Origin of the sequence: Pseudomonas sp. ANT_H12B, assembly GCF_008369325.1 — a bacterium.
In the GTDB taxonomy this organism is placed as follows: Bacteria; Pseudomonadota; Gammaproteobacteria; order Pseudomonadales; family Pseudomonadaceae; genus Aquipseudomonas.
On the sequence record NZ_VOBI01000004.1, the window covers coordinates 82,641 to 98,826 of the forward strand.

Below are 16,186 nucleotides of genomic sequence, written 5' to 3' on the forward strand. Positions count from 1 at the left end.
AGTTATGTATATATCGCTGAGAGCTCGGTTCGGGTCGATTCCGACCCGACATGACACGCAGCAATCGGCCAATAGCGGTATAGCTGGTTCTGTTATTTTCCCGCTGACAGATCGTCGGAGAGCTTACTTGCACGTCAGTTATGTGAAACAGAGGTATGCTATTAAACAACTAACACTAATCGCGTATACGCCCCTTCCGCCATAGGCAGAGCACTACCAGAAACCCGCCCATCGACATCAGTGCTGCACAGAGAAATATCGCAGCAAAACCAAAACCTGACGCAACCAGGCCCATCACCGGACCGGCCATCCCCACTGCAATATCGAAGAATAATGAAAGGGCGCTGAGCGCCGAGTTACGGTTCGCGGCCGGAGTGCTAGCCAAAGTCTCCACCCCAAGCCCCGGATAGACCCATGACACCCCTATCCCGGTTAACGCCCCGCCGGCAATGGCCAGCGCAGGCGAAGGCGCGAGCCATATCAGCAGCATGCCCAATGTCTGCACAAGCAGGCAGCCGCCCACCACTTTGTACCCTCTGAATCGCTGCAGTATTCCTGGCGACGACAATCGGGCAACGATAAAACCTGCGCCGAAACCACTTAAGCAATAGGCGGCGTAATCCCAGCCGAGACTATCGAAATACAGTGCGACGAACGCCGTAAGCCCGCCAAATCCCACCGAGCTGCAAACCAGGACCAGGCCATTGGGCATGACGGCGAACAGGACTCGGTGAAATGCCAGACGGGCGCCTGCAACCAATGGCGCTGGGCGCTTGCCCAGAGCCAAAAGCAGGAACGCCAAGCCAAGCAACACGGTGCACAACCCCACACTGGCGATACCCATCGAATTGCGCAGCAGCACACCCAGTGGCGCGCCAACAGCCGTGCCGCCGTAAGCCGCTATTCCGTTCCACGACATGACCTGTGCCGCCCGCGGGGCACCACATAACCCGATGGCCCAGGTGCAGCAGGGCGTGGAGATCATGGCCGTGGACGCCCCCAACACCAGCCTCCCCAGCAGTAATAGCGTCAGGGTCAACCAGGGTTGGGTGGGCAGGATAATGGCGAGCGCCGTCAGGGCGCCGCTCAACATCAAGCCACTGAACCCGCACACAACCGCGTATTTGGCACCCAGGCGATCGGCCACACCACCGGCCAAGGGGCGGGCCAGGAGCGTCGCCAGGTATTGCGAGCTGATAACCACGCCGGCGAAAACCGAGGTCAGGCCCAGGTCATTGAGGACATAGCCCGGCAACACCGCAAGCGGCAAGCCACTGCATATGTACGAGATAAAGTTGAAGCTGATAATGGACAGGATCAACCAATCGCTGCGGATTGCCTTGCCGTTGCTACGGATTGAAACACCGATATCGCTCATCACTCATGCCGCTCTATACCTCGTATGACATCCGCCAGTAGCTGCGGGTGTGATACGAACGGCTCGTGCGCCGTATCTATCTCGATAACCACGCCCGCGCCAGCACGTTGCGCAAAACGGCGTTGCCAGTCGACGGGCAGGATGTTGTCGCGCAGTGTGATGATGTAACTCGCCGGAATCATTCCCAGGTATCCCGCACGACTGATGGAGTCTGTCGCCACACAGAGTGGCGTCGTGTCCTGGCTCGCTTCGCTTAACAACCAACTCATGGTTTGCTCACTCAAGTCCTGACCGAACATGGCCACCGCCAGCGCTTGAGGGGTTGTGTGCGCGGGGTCCAGCGGCCAGCCGACATGTTCCGGGCTTTCGCCATGCAGCGTTGTGCCAAGTAACTCCAGAATCGATTGGCCTTCACTGGGCAATGCGCAGGCCAGGTAAACCAGCTGCGAATATAGTTGCGGAGCAGCCAACACCATCATTGGCAGCACGACCCCCGCAATGGAATGCCCAAGCAACACGGCCTGGTTCACACCGAGTGCATGCAGGTCGTCATTAAGCTCCTTGACCACATCGTCGAGCCGCAGGGACGCAACATCTCGACCGCGCTTCTTGCCGCACCCAGGCATATCCAGAGTGATCACTCGTTTGAAACATCCGGGTTGTTGGTTTAACGCCTCCACAAAAGGCTTCCAACACCACGAGCCATGGTTGCCGCCATGCAGCAATACTAAATCAGTCATGCGCACACTCCTTGCTGCGGGCGCCGGTGGTCCCTGTTTTGATCACTTGATTGCATAGCAGCCCACGGCGACGACGTATCCATTAACCCGCTGCAGAAAAGTCCTCTTGTATTCATTCTGCCCCGTCATAGGGTTACGCCATTGATAAGTGATCTCCCCTGCTTCATGCGTGTTCATCTGCTTGAGTATGTCCTCGCCAATCGGCTTGCCGTCGGTAGAGCGCAATGACTTGAAGTCGGTGCCGATCAGCCGGGGCGAAAAGCCGTGAGCGATGAACCGCCTGGTTTTCAGGTCCACCACAAAGGCATAGAGATCATCCTGGGTGAGCTGCTTATCGTGCTGATTAATGCGCCCGACAGTGGCTTTTGCGTCGCTGGCAACTTGCGCCGAAATCTGGCGCAGCAGCTGTTGTGCCTGTTCAGGGCTGGACCGTGGCATGTAGTAACCCACGGAGATCACCCGATCTTTCACACGTTGATAGAACACGCGCTTACGCTCGACCTTACCGTGTTGCCAGTTCCACCAGCGGTATTCGGCGCTACGCACGATGCCGTCGTCTGGCTGCGAAATCGCTTGCTGGAATGCAGCCTTGAGGTCGTCGTCCAGAACGCTGACCACCGGTTTTCCGACCAGTGAAACCGAAGGCCCTCCGCTGGCAAGCATCACGCCGGAGGTATCGACAACGTAGATGTACAGCTCTCCATCGACATAGGCTCCCTGGCGACTGAACTCAGCCAGGGCGGTGTCGCCCTTGGCTTTGTATTCGGCGACAGCTTTTAACAGCAAGGCGTTGGCACGCTGGGTGTCGGCACCATAGGCATCCACTGGCGCTTGTTGAGCCATGCCGACAAGAGAGACAAGGCACAGGCCAAGAACAGTGAACGCTCGATAGAGGCTCATGGGTGTTGTTCCTCTGGTGATCTTTTTGATGGCCGAAGGTCCACCGTCAGATTGTCAATGAGCCGCGTTTTGCCGATGCGCGCCGCCACAAGAATCACAAAGTGAGTATCGGAGCTGGTCAGAGGTTTTAAATCCTGAGCATTCCTGACTTCAAAGTATTCCGGCTGAAAACCGGCGTCGCTTATACGTTGATGACATTCAATCAACAGGTGCTCAGTCACCCGCCCCTCAACCTGGATACTCGCCTCCATTTGCTTCAAACAAGCGTAAAGGACGGGGGCCACCGAACGCTCATGGTCACTCAGATAGCCGTTGCGCGACGATAATGCCAAGCCGTCCGCGGCCCGGATCGTCGGTGCACCGACAACGTCAGTCACCATATTCAGATCCCTGACCATGGAGCGGACGACTGCCAGCTGCTGATAGTCCTTTTCCCCGAAAACAGCCACGTCTGGCTGAACAATGTTCAGCAGCTTGACGACGACAGTGGCCATGCCATCAAAGTGACCAGGACGTGCCGCAGCGCAAAGACCTTCAGACACGTTCGGCACACTGACGATGGCCTGATTGAGCATTCCATCTGGATAGATCTGTTCGACAGCAGGGGCAAACAGCGCATCACACCCGGCGTTGACCAGTCTTTCGCGATCGGCGTCGGGGGTCCGAGGATAGTTGGCCAGATCCTCATTCGCCCCGAACTGGAGTGGATTGACGAAGATGCTGGCGACCACAAAATCGGCTCGCTGCTTTGCGCAATGAATCAGGCCGATATGACCGTCATGCAGGTTGCCCATTGTCGGCACCAGCGCGACTTTCTTGTTTTCACCTCGTGCACGGGCCACGAGCGCACGAAGCGCGCTAACCGTATCGACTGTCAGCACCGCTTCACGCCTCTTGGACCAATTGAGCTTCGATTGCTTCAAGCAAACGAGGATCATCAGCCGCGATGTCTGGAGCGAAACGGGCAACGACCGTGCCCTGCCGATCAATCAGAAACTTTTCGAAATTCCAGAGTACGTCCGTTGTGTTGTCTGACTTGATGCCATAACCCGTCAAGCGCTCTCGGAAAGGACCTTCACCCGTGGACTCGGGCTGTGCAGCAGTCAGCTCGGCGTAGAGAGGATGCTGGTCCGCGCCGACAACCGAGATTTTCGAGAACAACGGAAAGTGAATGTCATAGTTCACTGAACAGAACTCAACGATTTCCACATCGCTACCCGGTTCTTGCTCCTTGAAGTTGTTGGCGGGGAAACCCAGTATTTCCAGGCCTTGGGATTTTTTGTCTTGGTACAGTTTTTCCAAGCCCTCGTATTGCGGGGTCAGCCCGCATTTTGAAGCGACATTGACCACCAACAGGACCTTGCCCCGATAGTCGCCAAGGGTGCGGACGCTTCCATCGATCTGCTTCAGCGAAATGTCGTAAAGGGAATTACTCATCTGTTTGCCTCATGCAAATGTGCTTCAAAGGGTACGGCCGATAATTTCTTTCATGATTTCAGAGGTGCCGCCATAGATGCGCGCGACCCGGGCGTCAACCCAGGCGCGGCTGATCTTGTATTCGCTCATGAAGCCGTAGCCGCCATGTAATTGCAGAAACTCATCAAGCAGCTTGCCTTGCATCTCCGAGCCCAGCAGCTTGGCCATTGCCGCGATTTCCGGCGTCAGTTCACCGCGCATCACTTTGGCCAGACAGTCGTCGACGAACACCCGCAGCATGGTGGCCTGGGCCTTGGCTTCAGCGAGTTTGAAGCGGGTGTTCTGGAAGTCGAGCACCGGTTTTCCGAAGACCTTGCGCTCCCGGGTGTAGCCGATGGTTTCTTCCAGCAGCGTGTCGATGGATTGCGCGGCACGGATCGCGATGATCAGGCGTTCCCAGGCCAATTGATGAGTCAGGTATTTGAATCCCATGCCCTCCTCACCCAATCGATTGCCGACGGGCACCCGGACTTCATCAAAAAACAATTCGGCAGTGTCTTGCCCTTTCAGGCCAATCTTTTCCAGCAGACGCCCCTTGGCGAAGCCGGCTCGGTCTTCCTCAACGCAGATCAGTGTGAGTTCCTTGGCCGCCGGATCAATCTTGGTGGCGGTGACCACCAGTCCGGCATTGCCGCCGTTGGTGATAAAGGTCTTCTGGCCGTTGACGATGTAGTCATCACCGTCACGCCGCGCCGAAGTGCGCATGGCACGCAGGTCGCTGCCGATACCCGGCTCGCTCATGGCGATGACGCCGATCAACTCACCACTGACCATACGTGGCAGCCATTGCTGCTTCTGCTCTTCGCTGCCATAGGCAACGATGTAAGGCGTGACGATTTCCGAGTGGGTGGTGAAACCCACGGCGGTAGCGTTGGCCCGCGCCAGCTCTTCGATCATCACCGCCGAGTGACCGAAGTCGCCTCCGGGGCCACCGTATTCTTCAGGCACCGTGGAGCATAACAAGCCGTTCTCACCGGCCTTGAGCCAGACTTCCTTGGGAACGATGCCGTTTTTTTCCCACTCATGCAGGTAGGGCACGATTTCGCGGTCGACGAAACGGCGGGCCTGATCACGGAACATGTTGTGGTCTTCTCGAAATACGCCACGCATTTTGCTTACTCCAGATCGATTCTTGTATTAGGCGATGGGTAATCAGCGGTCCTGGTAATTGGGATCGCGCTTGTCGACAAAAGCCGCCACCGCTTCATGATGGTCTTCGGTGTGATGCGCCAACGCCTGATACGCCGCCGACAATTCCAGCAGCGAATCGAGGCGCATATGTTGGCCTTCGCGCAGCAGACGCTTGCACAGGCGTAACGCATGACCCGGGTTGCTGGCGATTCGGCGCGCGAGCGCCTGCGCTTCCGATTGCAGCGTTTCGTGGGTGCAGACTTGCTCGACAAGCCCCCATTCCAGCGCCTTGGCTGCATCGATAGCGTCACCGGTAAACGCCATCAGACTGGCTTTAGGGATACCAATGATGCGCGGCAACAGCCAGGCGCCGCCGTCACCCGGAACGATGCCCAGACGCACGAAACTCTCGGCAAAGATCGCCTTGGGCGCCGCCAGCCGGATATCGCACATACAGGCAAGATCGAGGCCCGCACCGATCGCCGGGCCGTTAACCGCGGCGATCACCGGGATATCCAGCTCATAAATCGCCAGGGGAATACGCTGAATGCCGTCCCGGTAGGTATTGCGCAGTTCATACGGCGAGCCGGCGAAAATGCCGCCGCGCTCGTGCATGTCCTTGACGTTGCCACCGGCACAGAAAGCGCTGCCATTGCCGGTAAGCACCATTACCCGTACCGACATGTCACGGCGCAGTTCAGCGCAGAGATCGACAAACTCCTGGATCTGCTCGCGCGTCGTCAGGGCATTGCGCGTGTCGGGATGGTTCATGCGCACGGTGACGATGCCGCCCTCACGCTCAATCTGTAGAAACGGGCTCATACCGGATTACTCGCGAGACGGGTTAAGGGTTGTTGGCCATGGCTGGTGAGCAAGGGCCAGTATCCATCGCTGCCGCCTTGGCATATCTGAGTACCCAGGCGTTGACTCCAAAGGCTGGCCGAGCCGAATTCACTGCGCCACGCCCACAACCGACGGGTGAGCAGATGCAGCGGATATTCCTCGGTAAAGCCAATGGCGCCATGCACTGAATGGGCGATGCTTGCGCCGACGCTTGCGGCTTCTGCGGTGCTGATTTTTGCCGCGGCAATGGTCAGCGCCGCGAGCCCCGCACTGGATTCCGTGAAGGCCGCCTCGGCCGCGATGCCGGCGGCGGCAGCCTGCTCAGCGAACACTGCAAGCTGTTGTTGAATGGCCTGGAAAGAACCAATTGCCTTGCCGAACTGCTTGCGTTCACCGGCATAGTTGGCGGTCATGTCCAGTAGGGCGTGCAAAGCCCCGGCGGTCTGCGCCGCGCGCAGCATCGCGCCGCCCAGTTCCAGGACGTTGGCGTCGAGCCCGCCGGGCAACGGTGCTTGTGCCAGTACCTGGGCACTGGTGAAACCCAAATCATCGCGCGGTTCGCCTGCCACATTCAGACTCAACGTCAGTTCACTCGCCGCGATTCGCGACAGCAGCACCACATGCGCCACGCCGGTTGGGCTATTGGCGATGGCGACGACCGCTTCAACGTTGCGCCCCCAAGGGACCGAGTAGACGGTGCCGTAAACGCGCTCGCCCTCAAGTACCAGATCGGCGTTGGCGGCCACGCTGATGGCACCTGCCCTGCCCTCCAGGCCAGCCCTGCTCAGCAGCCAATTGCCGAGCAGGGCTTCACCCAAAGGTGCAGGTACTGAAAAGCGCCCAGCGGCACGGATCAGCACATACATATCGGCCCAACTGGCCTCAGCGCCGCCCAGCGCTTCGGTGACACCCGCCAGGGTGAAGCCCGACTCGTCCAGCGCAGCCCATAACTCGGCCGGCCATTCGCCGCCTTCACAGCTCATCACATAAGCCGGCGTCGCCAGATCGGCAAACAGGCGTTCAATCGTCGCTTCGAATATCTCGCGCATTATCGCAACCCCAGGCCGCGGGCAATGATGCCGCGCAGAATTTCGCGAGTGCCCCCGCGCAGTGAGAATGAGGGCGCCATCTGTGTCAGGTAGGCCAGCACGCGTGCGTGCTCGCTGCCGCCGTCCTGCCGTGGCTCGGTTTCCAGCAACAGCTGGGCTACTTCGGGAATTTCCTGCTCAAAAGCATTGCCAAGGTCTTTCACACAGGAGGCCGCCCAGGCTGGATGTTCACCCGCTGCCAACTGTGCCGTGACCGACAACGACATATTGCGCAGCGTCAGCAGCTTGGCTGACAGTCGCCCGATCTCCCGCGCTTGTAGTGCGTCAGGGGACTTGCCCACCGCGTCGATCAGTGTTTTCAACAACGCCATACAACTGAGGAAGCGTTCAGGGCCGCTGCGTTCGAAGGCCAGTTCGGCGGTCACCTGGTCCCATCCCTTCCCTTCAGTGCCGATCAAAGCGTCGGCGGGTAGCCTTACATTGTCGAAGAACACTTCGTTGAAGTGCTCGCCACCGGCCAGGTCGCGAATCGGGCGAATGGTGATGCCGGGCAGGCTCAGGTCGACGATGAATTGCGACATGCCCTCATGCCGGGCCGCTTGTTTCTCACCGGTACGCACCAGGGCAATCATGTACTGCGAATGGTGCGCGTTGGTGGTCCAGACCTTCTGGCCATTGACGAGCCAGCTATCGCCATCACGCACAGCAGTGCTTTTGATCGAAGCCAGGTCCGAGCCGGAATTGGGCTCGCTCATGCCAATGCAGAAGTAACTTTCACCCCGGCAAATGGCTGGAAGAAAGTGCTGTTTTTGTTGCTCGGTACCGAAGCGATTGATCAGCGGCCCACTTTGCCGGTCGGCGATCCAGTGAGCCGATACCGGCGCACCGGCGGCCAGCAATTCTTCAATGATCACGTAGCGTGCAAAAGGACCCGCCTCGCCACCGCCGTAGGCTTTGGGCAAGGCCATGCCCACCCAGCCCCGCGCGCCGAGCTTCTTGCTGAATTCAGCGTCGAAGCCCATCCAGGACTGTGCACTCAAGGTCGGTGGGTAATCGGCCAGTGTGTCGAGAATGAACGCCCGCACTTCGGTGCGAAGCGCTTCCGCCTCGGGAGGAATATTACTGTAGGAAAATTGACTGATGGCCATATGCGCTCTCTAACGCTGAACACAGGCGCAATCGCTTCGAACGAAGCGACCACAGATCGGCAACCGCTCCACAGTCGCCGTTGGCCGGCGACTGTAGGAACAGCGGCAACTTACAACGCGGTTTGCGCGTCAGCCTCGGCAAACATCGCATTGATGTCGCCGGAGGTGACCGGCTTGTTGTCGTGACGACCATGATCGGCACCACCCAAGCCCAGTGCTGGCTCGGTGCTGACGTGCGTGGCCTGAGCCCGCAGCGCGCCGACCGTGCAGTTTTCCCGACCGTGGATAGCGAACGGATCGAAGGAAAACTCACGCATTGCGTTCAAGTGAGTGACTTTGTCGATCATCTCTTTAGGCAGGTGCTGCAACCCTTCCCAAGCGGTTTCCGGCGAGTTCGGCCAGGTGCAGTCGGAGTGCGGGTAATCGCTTTCCCACGTAACCATCTCGGCGTTCAGATAATCGAGGTTCTTCAGGCCGAAATTATCTTCAATGAAGCAGGTGATGAAGTGCTTGTTGAAGATGTCGCTGGGCATCTTCCCGTCGAAGTTGGAATTGGTCCACGCGTTATGGTGACGGTGGGTGAAGTCAGCACGCTCCAGCAAATAAGGAATCCAGCCGATGCCGCCTTCGGAAAGCGCCATGCGCAGGTCCGGGAATTTCTTCCACATCGGCGCCCAGATCCAGTCTGCGGCGGAGTTGGCGATGGAAATCGGCATGGAGGTGATCCAAGCGTCGATAGGCGACAAATCCGAAGCGTGTTGAGCTTTCACGCCGGTACCGATATGGCAGCAGATCACCACCTTGTTATCGCTGCAGGCTTTCCACAGCGGGTCCCAGTAATCGCTATGGATCGACGGGTAGCCATGAATAGCCGGGTTGTCCGACAGCGAAAGCGCGTGCACACCTTGTCTGGCCAGACGTTCGACTTCGGCAGCCGCGGCTTTCATGTCCCACCACGGCACGATCATCAGCGGAATGAAACGGCCTGGCGCAGCGTTGCACCAATCGTGCAAATGCCAGTCGTTGTAGGCCTGGATGGCCGCCATCGCCACGTCTCGGTCAGCGTGTACCTGGAAACGCTGTCCGGCAAAACCCGGAAAGGTGGGGAAGCACAATGAACCGAGTACGCCGTTGGCGTTCATGTCGTCGACGCGGTCCTTGATGTTCCAGGTGCCACGGCGCATTTGCTCGTAGCCCAGCGGCTCCATGCCGTATTCCTCTTTTGGTCGACCGACCACGGAATTGAGGCCCATGTAGCCAGTGGCCTGTTCCTCGAAGACCCACACATCACGATCACCCTTTTTGACCACATGCGGCTCACGACCCTTGAAGCGGGCGGGCATGTGGCGAGCAAAAGCATTCGGCGGCTCGATCGCGTGGTCATCGACGCTGACAAGAATCAGATCTTCAACTTTCATTGTTTTCCCCTTCGCATTCGGGCTTGTTGTTGTGCCTGAATCATAGTGCACATCTCTATTTAATTAAACACATTTTTTGAATCTGTTCATATTAAATCGAGTGCGCATCTCCATCAGTCCCACAGCACGTGCAAATAGTGCGGACCGCGCAGCTGTGCGCCGACGATCTGCGGCCCGGGTTTGTCAGGGTCGAGACGGATGTTGGGCATCAGGTCGAGGATCGCATTCAGTGCGCAGTTGATCTCGGTTTTGGCCACGAATTGACCGATACACATGTGTGGGCCAAAGCCGAAGCCAAACGAAGGTTTGGGCTTGCGGTCGATGTCGAATTTATCGGCGTTTTCGAATGCATCTTCGTCGCGATTGGCCGAGGTCACGATGCATTGCACCATTGCCCCTTTGGGGATGGCTACACCGCGGATCTCCAGGTCCTTGGCGGCCTGACGCACCTTGAAGGTGGCCACAGGCTCGAAGCGCACCGCCTCGTCGATGGCCTTGTTTACAAGGCTACGGTCATTACGCACCCGCTCCAGCACCTCCGGATTTTGCAGCAGCAACGACATCAAGGTACCGAAGGTGCGAGTCGTGGTTTCGCTGGCAGCCGGGAGCAGTGAGCGTACAAAGGTGGCGATTTCATGATCGTCCAGCGACCGTCCTTGATACTCCGCGTTGATCAGCCGGCTGATCAGGTCATCGCCCGATGCGCCCTCGGCGCGACGCTCGGACACCACCACTTTCACCACATCGTACAGAGCCTGAGCGGCCTGCATGGCCGCGCCGCGGGCCGCGGCGGCTTTTTCCGGATCGACTTGCGGGCCCGCCAGGATGGCCAGCGCCCAGGCCGCGTACTGCTCGATCTGCTCGGGACGATCCTCGGGAAAGCCGATCAACGCGTAAATCACCCGGATCGGAAAATACAGGGCAAAGTCCATCAGATCGGCACCCTTGGCCGGGACCATCGGCTTGAGATACTCCTCGCGAATCACCCGATCGATCTTAGTTTCTTTCCAGCGATTCACCGTCTCGGGCATGAATACCGGTTGCAGCAGATTACGGATGTTCTTGTGAGCATCCCCGTCCATTGCAGTGAGGATCAAGCCATCGAAAAACGCACCCAGCCCCTCGGCGATAAAACCGCTGGTAAAGGTGCCGGCGTCACGCATGACCGCCATGACATCGTCGTATTTGAACAGTGTGAAGGTTGGCCGGCTGGCATCCAGGCCGGCAATCGACGGCACGCCCAGACTTGCCATGAAGTTGCCTTGCAGCACGGGCGAATTGGCGCGCATATCGCGGTAAGTCGCGTGCAGGTCGATATCGCTGGTACCGCGATAATTACTGGCTACGTCGGTGAAAGCCTTCGTCAGATCGTTCTGCACCGGTGTGGACATGATCGTCTCCGCTATTTTTGTCATTATTTTTTGTCAGGTAGCTGCTTAAGGCCATACCTTCTGGCTGATAATAGGCCTGACTAGATCGGTATTGGACACTTATTAATAATTCGATCAACTATTTGTGCTGCGAGACGTGTCAATAGGCCTGCTGCACCAGTGTCATGCGGCCACCCGCCAACATCAGGGCGCAGTACAGCCCCAGCTCTGCCACCTGGGCGTCAGAGAAAAACTCCCCGAGTCGCAAGAAATGCGTGTCGTCGATCTCCAGGTAATCGCTGGCAAACAACTCGGCATAACGCAACGCGGCACGTTCGGCTGGCGTGAAGGACTCGCTGTCCGTCGCCATGCACGCAATATCCTCTTCAGTAACTGAGTCGGACTTGCGCGCCAGTTGGCAGGCCTGGCAAGTGGTGATGCTGGCGATTTTCAGCCGCACCAACTCGCGTAAACGCTCATCGAGCAGGCTGTCGCTGTGCAGGCTCTCCATCAAACCCAGCCAGGCCAGGGCTACCTTGGGTCGGTGAGCCCAGACCTGCACCGGCGTCGTTGAACTGAGCATGCGACTGCGCCGGCCCCGCTCCACCGCGTCTTGCAACGCAGCCGGCATGGCATCCAGTGGGATCAGCGGTAGGCGCGCCATCTCAATCGAGCCGTTCGATAATGGTCGCCGTGCCCATGCCGCCGGCGCAGCAAATGGCTTGCAGGCCAAAACGCCCGCCGCGGCGCTCAAGCTCGTTCAACAAGGTGGTCATCAAGCGTGCACCACTGGCGCCCAATGGATGACCGAGGGCAATAGCGCCACCGTTGACGTTCAACTTGTCGTGCGACACACCGGTCTCCTGCATCCAGGCTAGCGGCACCGAGGCAAACGCTTCATTGACCTCGAACAAGTCGATGTCGTTGATGTTCAGCCCGGCCTGGCTCAACACCTTTTGGGTGGCAGCAATCGGCCCGGTGAGCATTAACGTCGGATCGGACCCGACGGTTGTGAACGCCACAATCCGCGCTCGAGCCCTGAGCCCGAGTTTTTTCGCGGTTTCGGCACTCATCAACAGCAATGCCGCTGCTCCGTCGGAGATCTGTGACGAGTTGCCAGCGGTGATTCGACCGGTGTCCGGACGAAAACTGGTTTTTAGCGTCGACAGTTTTTCCCGCGATGTATCACGGCGAATGGTTTCGTCCTCGCGCAACACAGCAACTGGCTCCGTCAGCACTTGCTCTCGTAGCTCCTCGACCGCAACCGGCACTATTTCATTATCGAAATAACCAGCATCGGACGCCGCGGCAGCACGCTGATGGCTGGCAAAAGCGAAATCATCCAGCGCATCGCGACTGAGCGCCCATTTGTCGGCGATACGTTCAGCAGCCTCGCCCTGACTGGTCAGTTCATAGCGTTGCACTGCCATCCAGCCAAACGCTTCGCCGTGAATTTCACGGTTACTGCCCATGGGCACGCGGCTCATGTTTTCCGCACCACCTGCCACCACGATATCAGCGGATCCAGCCGCGATGGCGCCAACGGCCAAATGCACGGCCACTTCGCCCGACCCACATTTACGGTCGATGGTCAGGCCCGGCACGGTGACCGGCCAACCGGCACCGAGCAAGGCTGTACGGGCGATGTTGGCGGACTGCTCGCCAATTTGCGTGACATTGCCAAATATCACATCGTCGACCAACGTCGGCGACACATCGACCCGTTCCAGCAACCGGCTGAGCACCAGCGACCCGAGGTGATCGGCGCGCACGCCGGCCAGGCTGCCGCGGAACTTGCCGATTGGCGTGCGTACCGCATCAACTATGACGATGTCTTTCATAACGCACTCGCCTTGAGCCCTGAACCTGGTACTTGTTTACCGTCTTCGTAGCGGTAAACCCCCTGCCCTGACTTTCGCCCCAGTCGCCCGGCAGCGACCATTTTGATGATCAGCGGGCACGGCCTGAATTTCTCACCCAGGGTCTGATGCAGATAACGCAGAACAGACAGCCGCGTATCCCAACCAGTCAGGTCACCCAGCTCCAATGGGCCCATCGGATGGTTAAAGCCCAGGCGCAGAGCCGTGTCGATGTCTTCAGCGGTCGCGGTGCCTTCCTGCAGCATCCACATTGCCTCGTTGCCCAACAGCGCAGACATGCGACTGGTGGTCAATCCTGGTGACTCATTGACGATGATCGAGGTTTTGCCAATCTGCTCGCACAAGGTACGCGTGCGCGCCACGACCTCATCACTGGTAGCCAGCCCCCGCACGAGCTCCACCAGTTTCATTTTGTGCACCGGATTGAAGAAGTGCATGCCGATCACGCGATCTGCACACTCCACTGACGCCGCAATTTCGGTCACGCTCAGGGCCGACGTATTGGTCGCTATAATCGCGTCCGGTGCCAGCAGTGGCGCCGCTTGCGCGAGCACCGCCTTCTTCACTGCCAACTGCTCTGAGACTGTTTCAACCAGCCAATTGGCGCCACTCGCCGCTTCAGTCAAGTCGCTGCAGGTCAGTAGATTGGCCAACGATTGCCGGGCTTTTTCTTCGCTGACTTTGCCCAGGCGCACGCCATCGGCGAGGATTTTTTCGATGCTCGCCCTGGCGTTTGTCAGGGAGGCGGCATTGGTATCGACCAACAAGGTACTGAAACCGGAGCTGGCGAACGCATGCGCAATACCGGTGCCCATCAGACCCGCACCGACGACGACTACTTTTTCTTTATTGGCGTTCATGTTTGGCTCTCGATTAGGCGCGGTTCTTTTTACTGACCACATTGCGCAACGTGCCAATGCCTTCGACGCTGGCTTCGACCACATCGCCTTCCTTGAGGAACAGACCGGTGCCCATCCCCACTCCCGCCGGCGATCCCGTGAACAACACATCGCCACAGGCAAAACTCGAGCGCTGCTGGACAAAGCGGATCAGATGATCAACACCCCAGGTCATTTCGCCGGTGGAGCCGTCCTGGCGCGTCTCACCATTTACTTTCAAGGTCAGGCGCAGCGTTGGTGACCCTTGCGCAAATTCATCCTTCGTGACGATCCAGGGACCAAGTCCAGTAGTCCGATCCTGGCTTTTGGCCGCGAACAGATCCATGCCGATGCCCGCCGGCCCACTACGCTGCAGATCGCGCGCGCTGACGTCATTGCCGACGGTGTAACCGAGCACGCAGGCAAGCGGGTTTTCCAGGTCAATCTCGTCAGTACCGATGACCGCCACCAATTCAACTTCGTGATCGAGCTCCTCAGTCAACGGTGGAAAGCGGATCGGGTCATTGGCGCCAATCAGCGCGCCATAAGCCTTGAGAAAGGCGACTGGCTGGGACGGCGCACTCAATCCAAACTCCACCAGATGCTTGGCGTAATTAGCGCCAGCCACGACCACCCGGTTGACGGGTTCTATCGGCGGCAACAGGCGCACTTTGGAAAGGGGGAGCGCTGGCCCGGCGAATCGCAACGAACTGATGCCGCGTCCGGCAGTCACGCCGGGCGCCCAATCTTTGAAATTGCCGGAAATTGGCGTCACCTGGTCCTGGGCCTCATCCACGACAGCCCAAAAAACGCCGGTAGCAAAATACTCACATCGTGCCAGCTTCATCAGGCACCTACCTTGCCCAACTTGGCGGGATCGATGTGCAGCAAGCGGCATGCGTTTTCATAGCGAATCTTGCGCAAGTCGGCGTCGGACAACTTCAGGCCATGGGTCAGGTCGTGACGCACGGCATCGCTACCGCCGAAGTTGCTGCCGTACAGCACATGGTCTGCACCGATGATATCGACCAACGCCTGGCGCATCGGTACTTCATGCAGCTCAACGTCGAAGTAGAAGTTTTTCATGTACTCGAGCAGCGGCTTTTTGTTGTATTTGACGTCGAGGTTCTCGTTGGTCTTGGCCAGACGACCGAGCTGGTACGGGACATAGCCGCCGCCATGGGTGATGTACACCTTAAGGTCAGGGAAGCGATCCAGTACGCCGCCGCAAATCAGGTTCCAGAAACAACGGCTTTCGTCGTACTGCATGCCAACGATGGCGGTGGTTTCGTAACGGTCGTCGTTGGCGTTCTTGCCCCAGGTGACCGACTGGTTGTAGCCGTGAATAAACATCGGCAGATCCAGATCACAGAGGGTTTTCCACACCACGTCGAGTTCCGGCGAATCGAACTCCAGGCCGCCGAAGTTGGCGCCGCCAGCGACCAGACCTTTAGCGCCCAGTACGGTGCAGGCGTAGCGCAATTCAGCCGCCGCCGCTTCTGGCGCATTCAAAGGCACGTGAGCCCAGAACATCAAGCGATCAGGAGCTGCGGAGCAGTATTCAGCCAATGTCTCGTTGACGGTACGGGCGAAAGGCACGGCGAATTCGGCTTCGGTCCAGTACATGTAGCAGTGGGACGGTACGGACACGACCTGCAGGTTTTGTCCCGCCGCATCCATGCCAGCCAAGCGCACTTTCGGATCAGCCCAGCGCGCAAAATACTCTTCAAGCTTGGGCCCCTTGCCGGAGCGCACGGCAGCCTTACGCTCTGGCGACCCAAGACCGAGAATCCAGTCACCGACACGCAGCTTGATATCGCCATCGGCGTGCTGCTCAAAGAACGGCCCCCAGTGAGGGTGCTGGTTGTAATAGCCAGGGTGCGGTGCGTGGGCGTGAAGATCGATAAGCATGTCTAGGTACCTCGAAGTTGGCACTTTTTGTTGGTTATTTGTGCGGTGCCTTCACGTGGCCTGG

General features: G+C 58.4%; 16 protein-coding genes. All 16 read right to left on the reverse strand.

Translation table 11 applies throughout. From position 1 onward, the window contains the following. Positions 1–175 precede the first annotated feature (175 nt). The 16 genes from FQ185_RS07960 to FQ185_RS08035 all read right to left on the reverse strand — a co-directional run bounded on the left by FQ185_RS07960 (position 176) and on the right by FQ185_RS08035 (position 16,122). Complete coding sequence (locus FQ185_RS07960; RefSeq protein ID WP_057005065.1) at positions 176–1,378, reverse strand: MFS transporter; 1,203 nt, start codon at positions 1,376–1,378, stop codon at positions 176–178. Beyond that, complete coding sequence (locus tag FQ185_RS07965; protein ID WP_057005064.1) at positions 1,378–2,118, reverse strand: alpha/beta fold hydrolase; 741 nt, start codon at positions 2,116–2,118, stop codon at positions 1,378–1,380. The genes FQ185_RS07960 and FQ185_RS07965 overlap by 1 nt, the downstream gene beginning before the upstream one ends. Positions 2,119–2,160: 42 nt before the next feature. Further along, positions 2,161–3,018: a cache domain-containing protein gene (locus FQ185_RS07970; protein ID WP_057005063.1), complete on the reverse strand. Its 858-nt coding sequence runs from the start codon at positions 3,016–3,018 to the stop codon at positions 2,161–2,163. Next, positions 3,015–3,899: a pantoate--beta-alanine ligase gene (gene panC, locus FQ185_RS07975; RefSeq protein ID WP_149417025.1), complete on the reverse strand. Its 885-nt coding sequence runs from the start codon at positions 3,897–3,899 to the stop codon at positions 3,015–3,017. Before panC ends, FQ185_RS07970 begins: the two co-directional genes overlap by 4 nt. 4 nt (positions 3,900–3,903) lie before the next feature. Next, positions 3,904–4,455 (reverse strand): glutathione peroxidase, encoded by a 552-nt coding sequence (locus FQ185_RS07980; RefSeq protein WP_057005061.1) that lies wholly within the window; start codon positions 4,453–4,455, stop codon positions 3,904–3,906. A 24-nt stretch (positions 4,456–4,479) separates the two neighbouring features. Further along, positions 4,480–5,604, reverse strand: a complete 1,125-nt coding sequence (locus tag FQ185_RS07985) for an acyl-CoA dehydrogenase family protein (protein ID WP_057005060.1) — start codon at positions 5,602–5,604, stop codon at positions 4,480–4,482. Positions 5,605–5,646: 42 nt separating this feature from the next. Next, on the reverse strand, positions 5,647–6,447 hold the full coding sequence (locus tag FQ185_RS07990) for a crotonase/enoyl-CoA hydratase family protein (protein WP_057005059.1): 801 nt from the start codon (positions 6,445–6,447) through the stop codon (positions 5,647–5,649). After that, positions 6,444–7,517 (reverse strand): acyl-CoA dehydrogenase family protein, encoded by a 1,074-nt coding sequence (locus FQ185_RS07995; protein WP_057005058.1) that lies wholly within the window; start codon positions 7,515–7,517, stop codon positions 6,444–6,446. The genes FQ185_RS07990 and FQ185_RS07995 overlap by 4 nt, the downstream gene beginning before the upstream one ends. Further along, complete coding sequence (locus FQ185_RS08000; RefSeq protein ID WP_057005057.1) at positions 7,517–8,665, reverse strand: acyl-CoA dehydrogenase family protein; 1,149 nt, start codon at positions 8,663–8,665, stop codon at positions 7,517–7,519. The genes FQ185_RS07995 and FQ185_RS08000 overlap by 1 nt, the downstream gene beginning before the upstream one ends. 110 nt (positions 8,666–8,775) lie before the next feature. Beyond that, the gene (locus FQ185_RS08005) at positions 8,776–10,083 is read right to left on the reverse strand and encodes an amidohydrolase family protein (RefSeq protein WP_057005056.1); all 1,308 of its coding nucleotides are present in this window, start codon (positions 10,081–10,083) and stop codon (positions 8,776–8,778) included. 113 nt (positions 10,084–10,196) lie between these two features. Continuing rightward, positions 10,197–11,474 (reverse strand): cytochrome P450, encoded by a 1,278-nt coding sequence (locus FQ185_RS08010; protein WP_057005055.1) that lies wholly within the window; start codon positions 11,472–11,474, stop codon positions 10,197–10,199. 139 nt (positions 11,475–11,613) lie between these two features. Beyond that, entirely contained in the window at positions 11,614–12,117 is a 504-nt protein-coding gene (locus tag FQ185_RS08015) for a carboxymuconolactone decarboxylase family protein (RefSeq protein WP_169850674.1), read from the reverse strand. A 1-nt stretch (position 12,118) separates the two neighbouring features. Then, the gene (locus FQ185_RS08020) at positions 12,119–13,294 is read right to left on the reverse strand and encodes a thiolase family protein (RefSeq protein WP_057005054.1); all 1,176 of its coding nucleotides are present in this window, start codon (positions 13,292–13,294) and stop codon (positions 12,119–12,121) included. After that, positions 13,291–14,193: a 3-hydroxyacyl-CoA dehydrogenase gene (locus FQ185_RS08025; protein ID WP_057005053.1), complete on the reverse strand. Its 903-nt coding sequence runs from the start codon at positions 14,191–14,193 to the stop codon at positions 13,291–13,293. Before FQ185_RS08025 ends, FQ185_RS08020 begins: the two co-directional genes overlap by 4 nt. 13 nt (positions 14,194–14,206) lie before the next feature. Further along, positions 14,207–15,058 carry a fumarylacetoacetate hydrolase family protein gene (locus tag FQ185_RS08030; protein WP_057005052.1) on the reverse strand — a complete coding sequence of 284 codons (852 nt, stop codon included), beginning with the start codon at positions 15,056–15,058 and terminating at the stop codon, positions 14,207–14,209. Next, on the reverse strand, positions 15,058–16,122 hold the full coding sequence (locus FQ185_RS08035; protein ID WP_020300781.1) for an amidohydrolase family protein: 1,065 nt from the start codon (positions 16,120–16,122) through the stop codon (positions 15,058–15,060). The genes FQ185_RS08030 and FQ185_RS08035 overlap by 1 nt, the downstream gene beginning before the upstream one ends. Positions 16,123–16,186 lie beyond the last annotated feature (64 nt).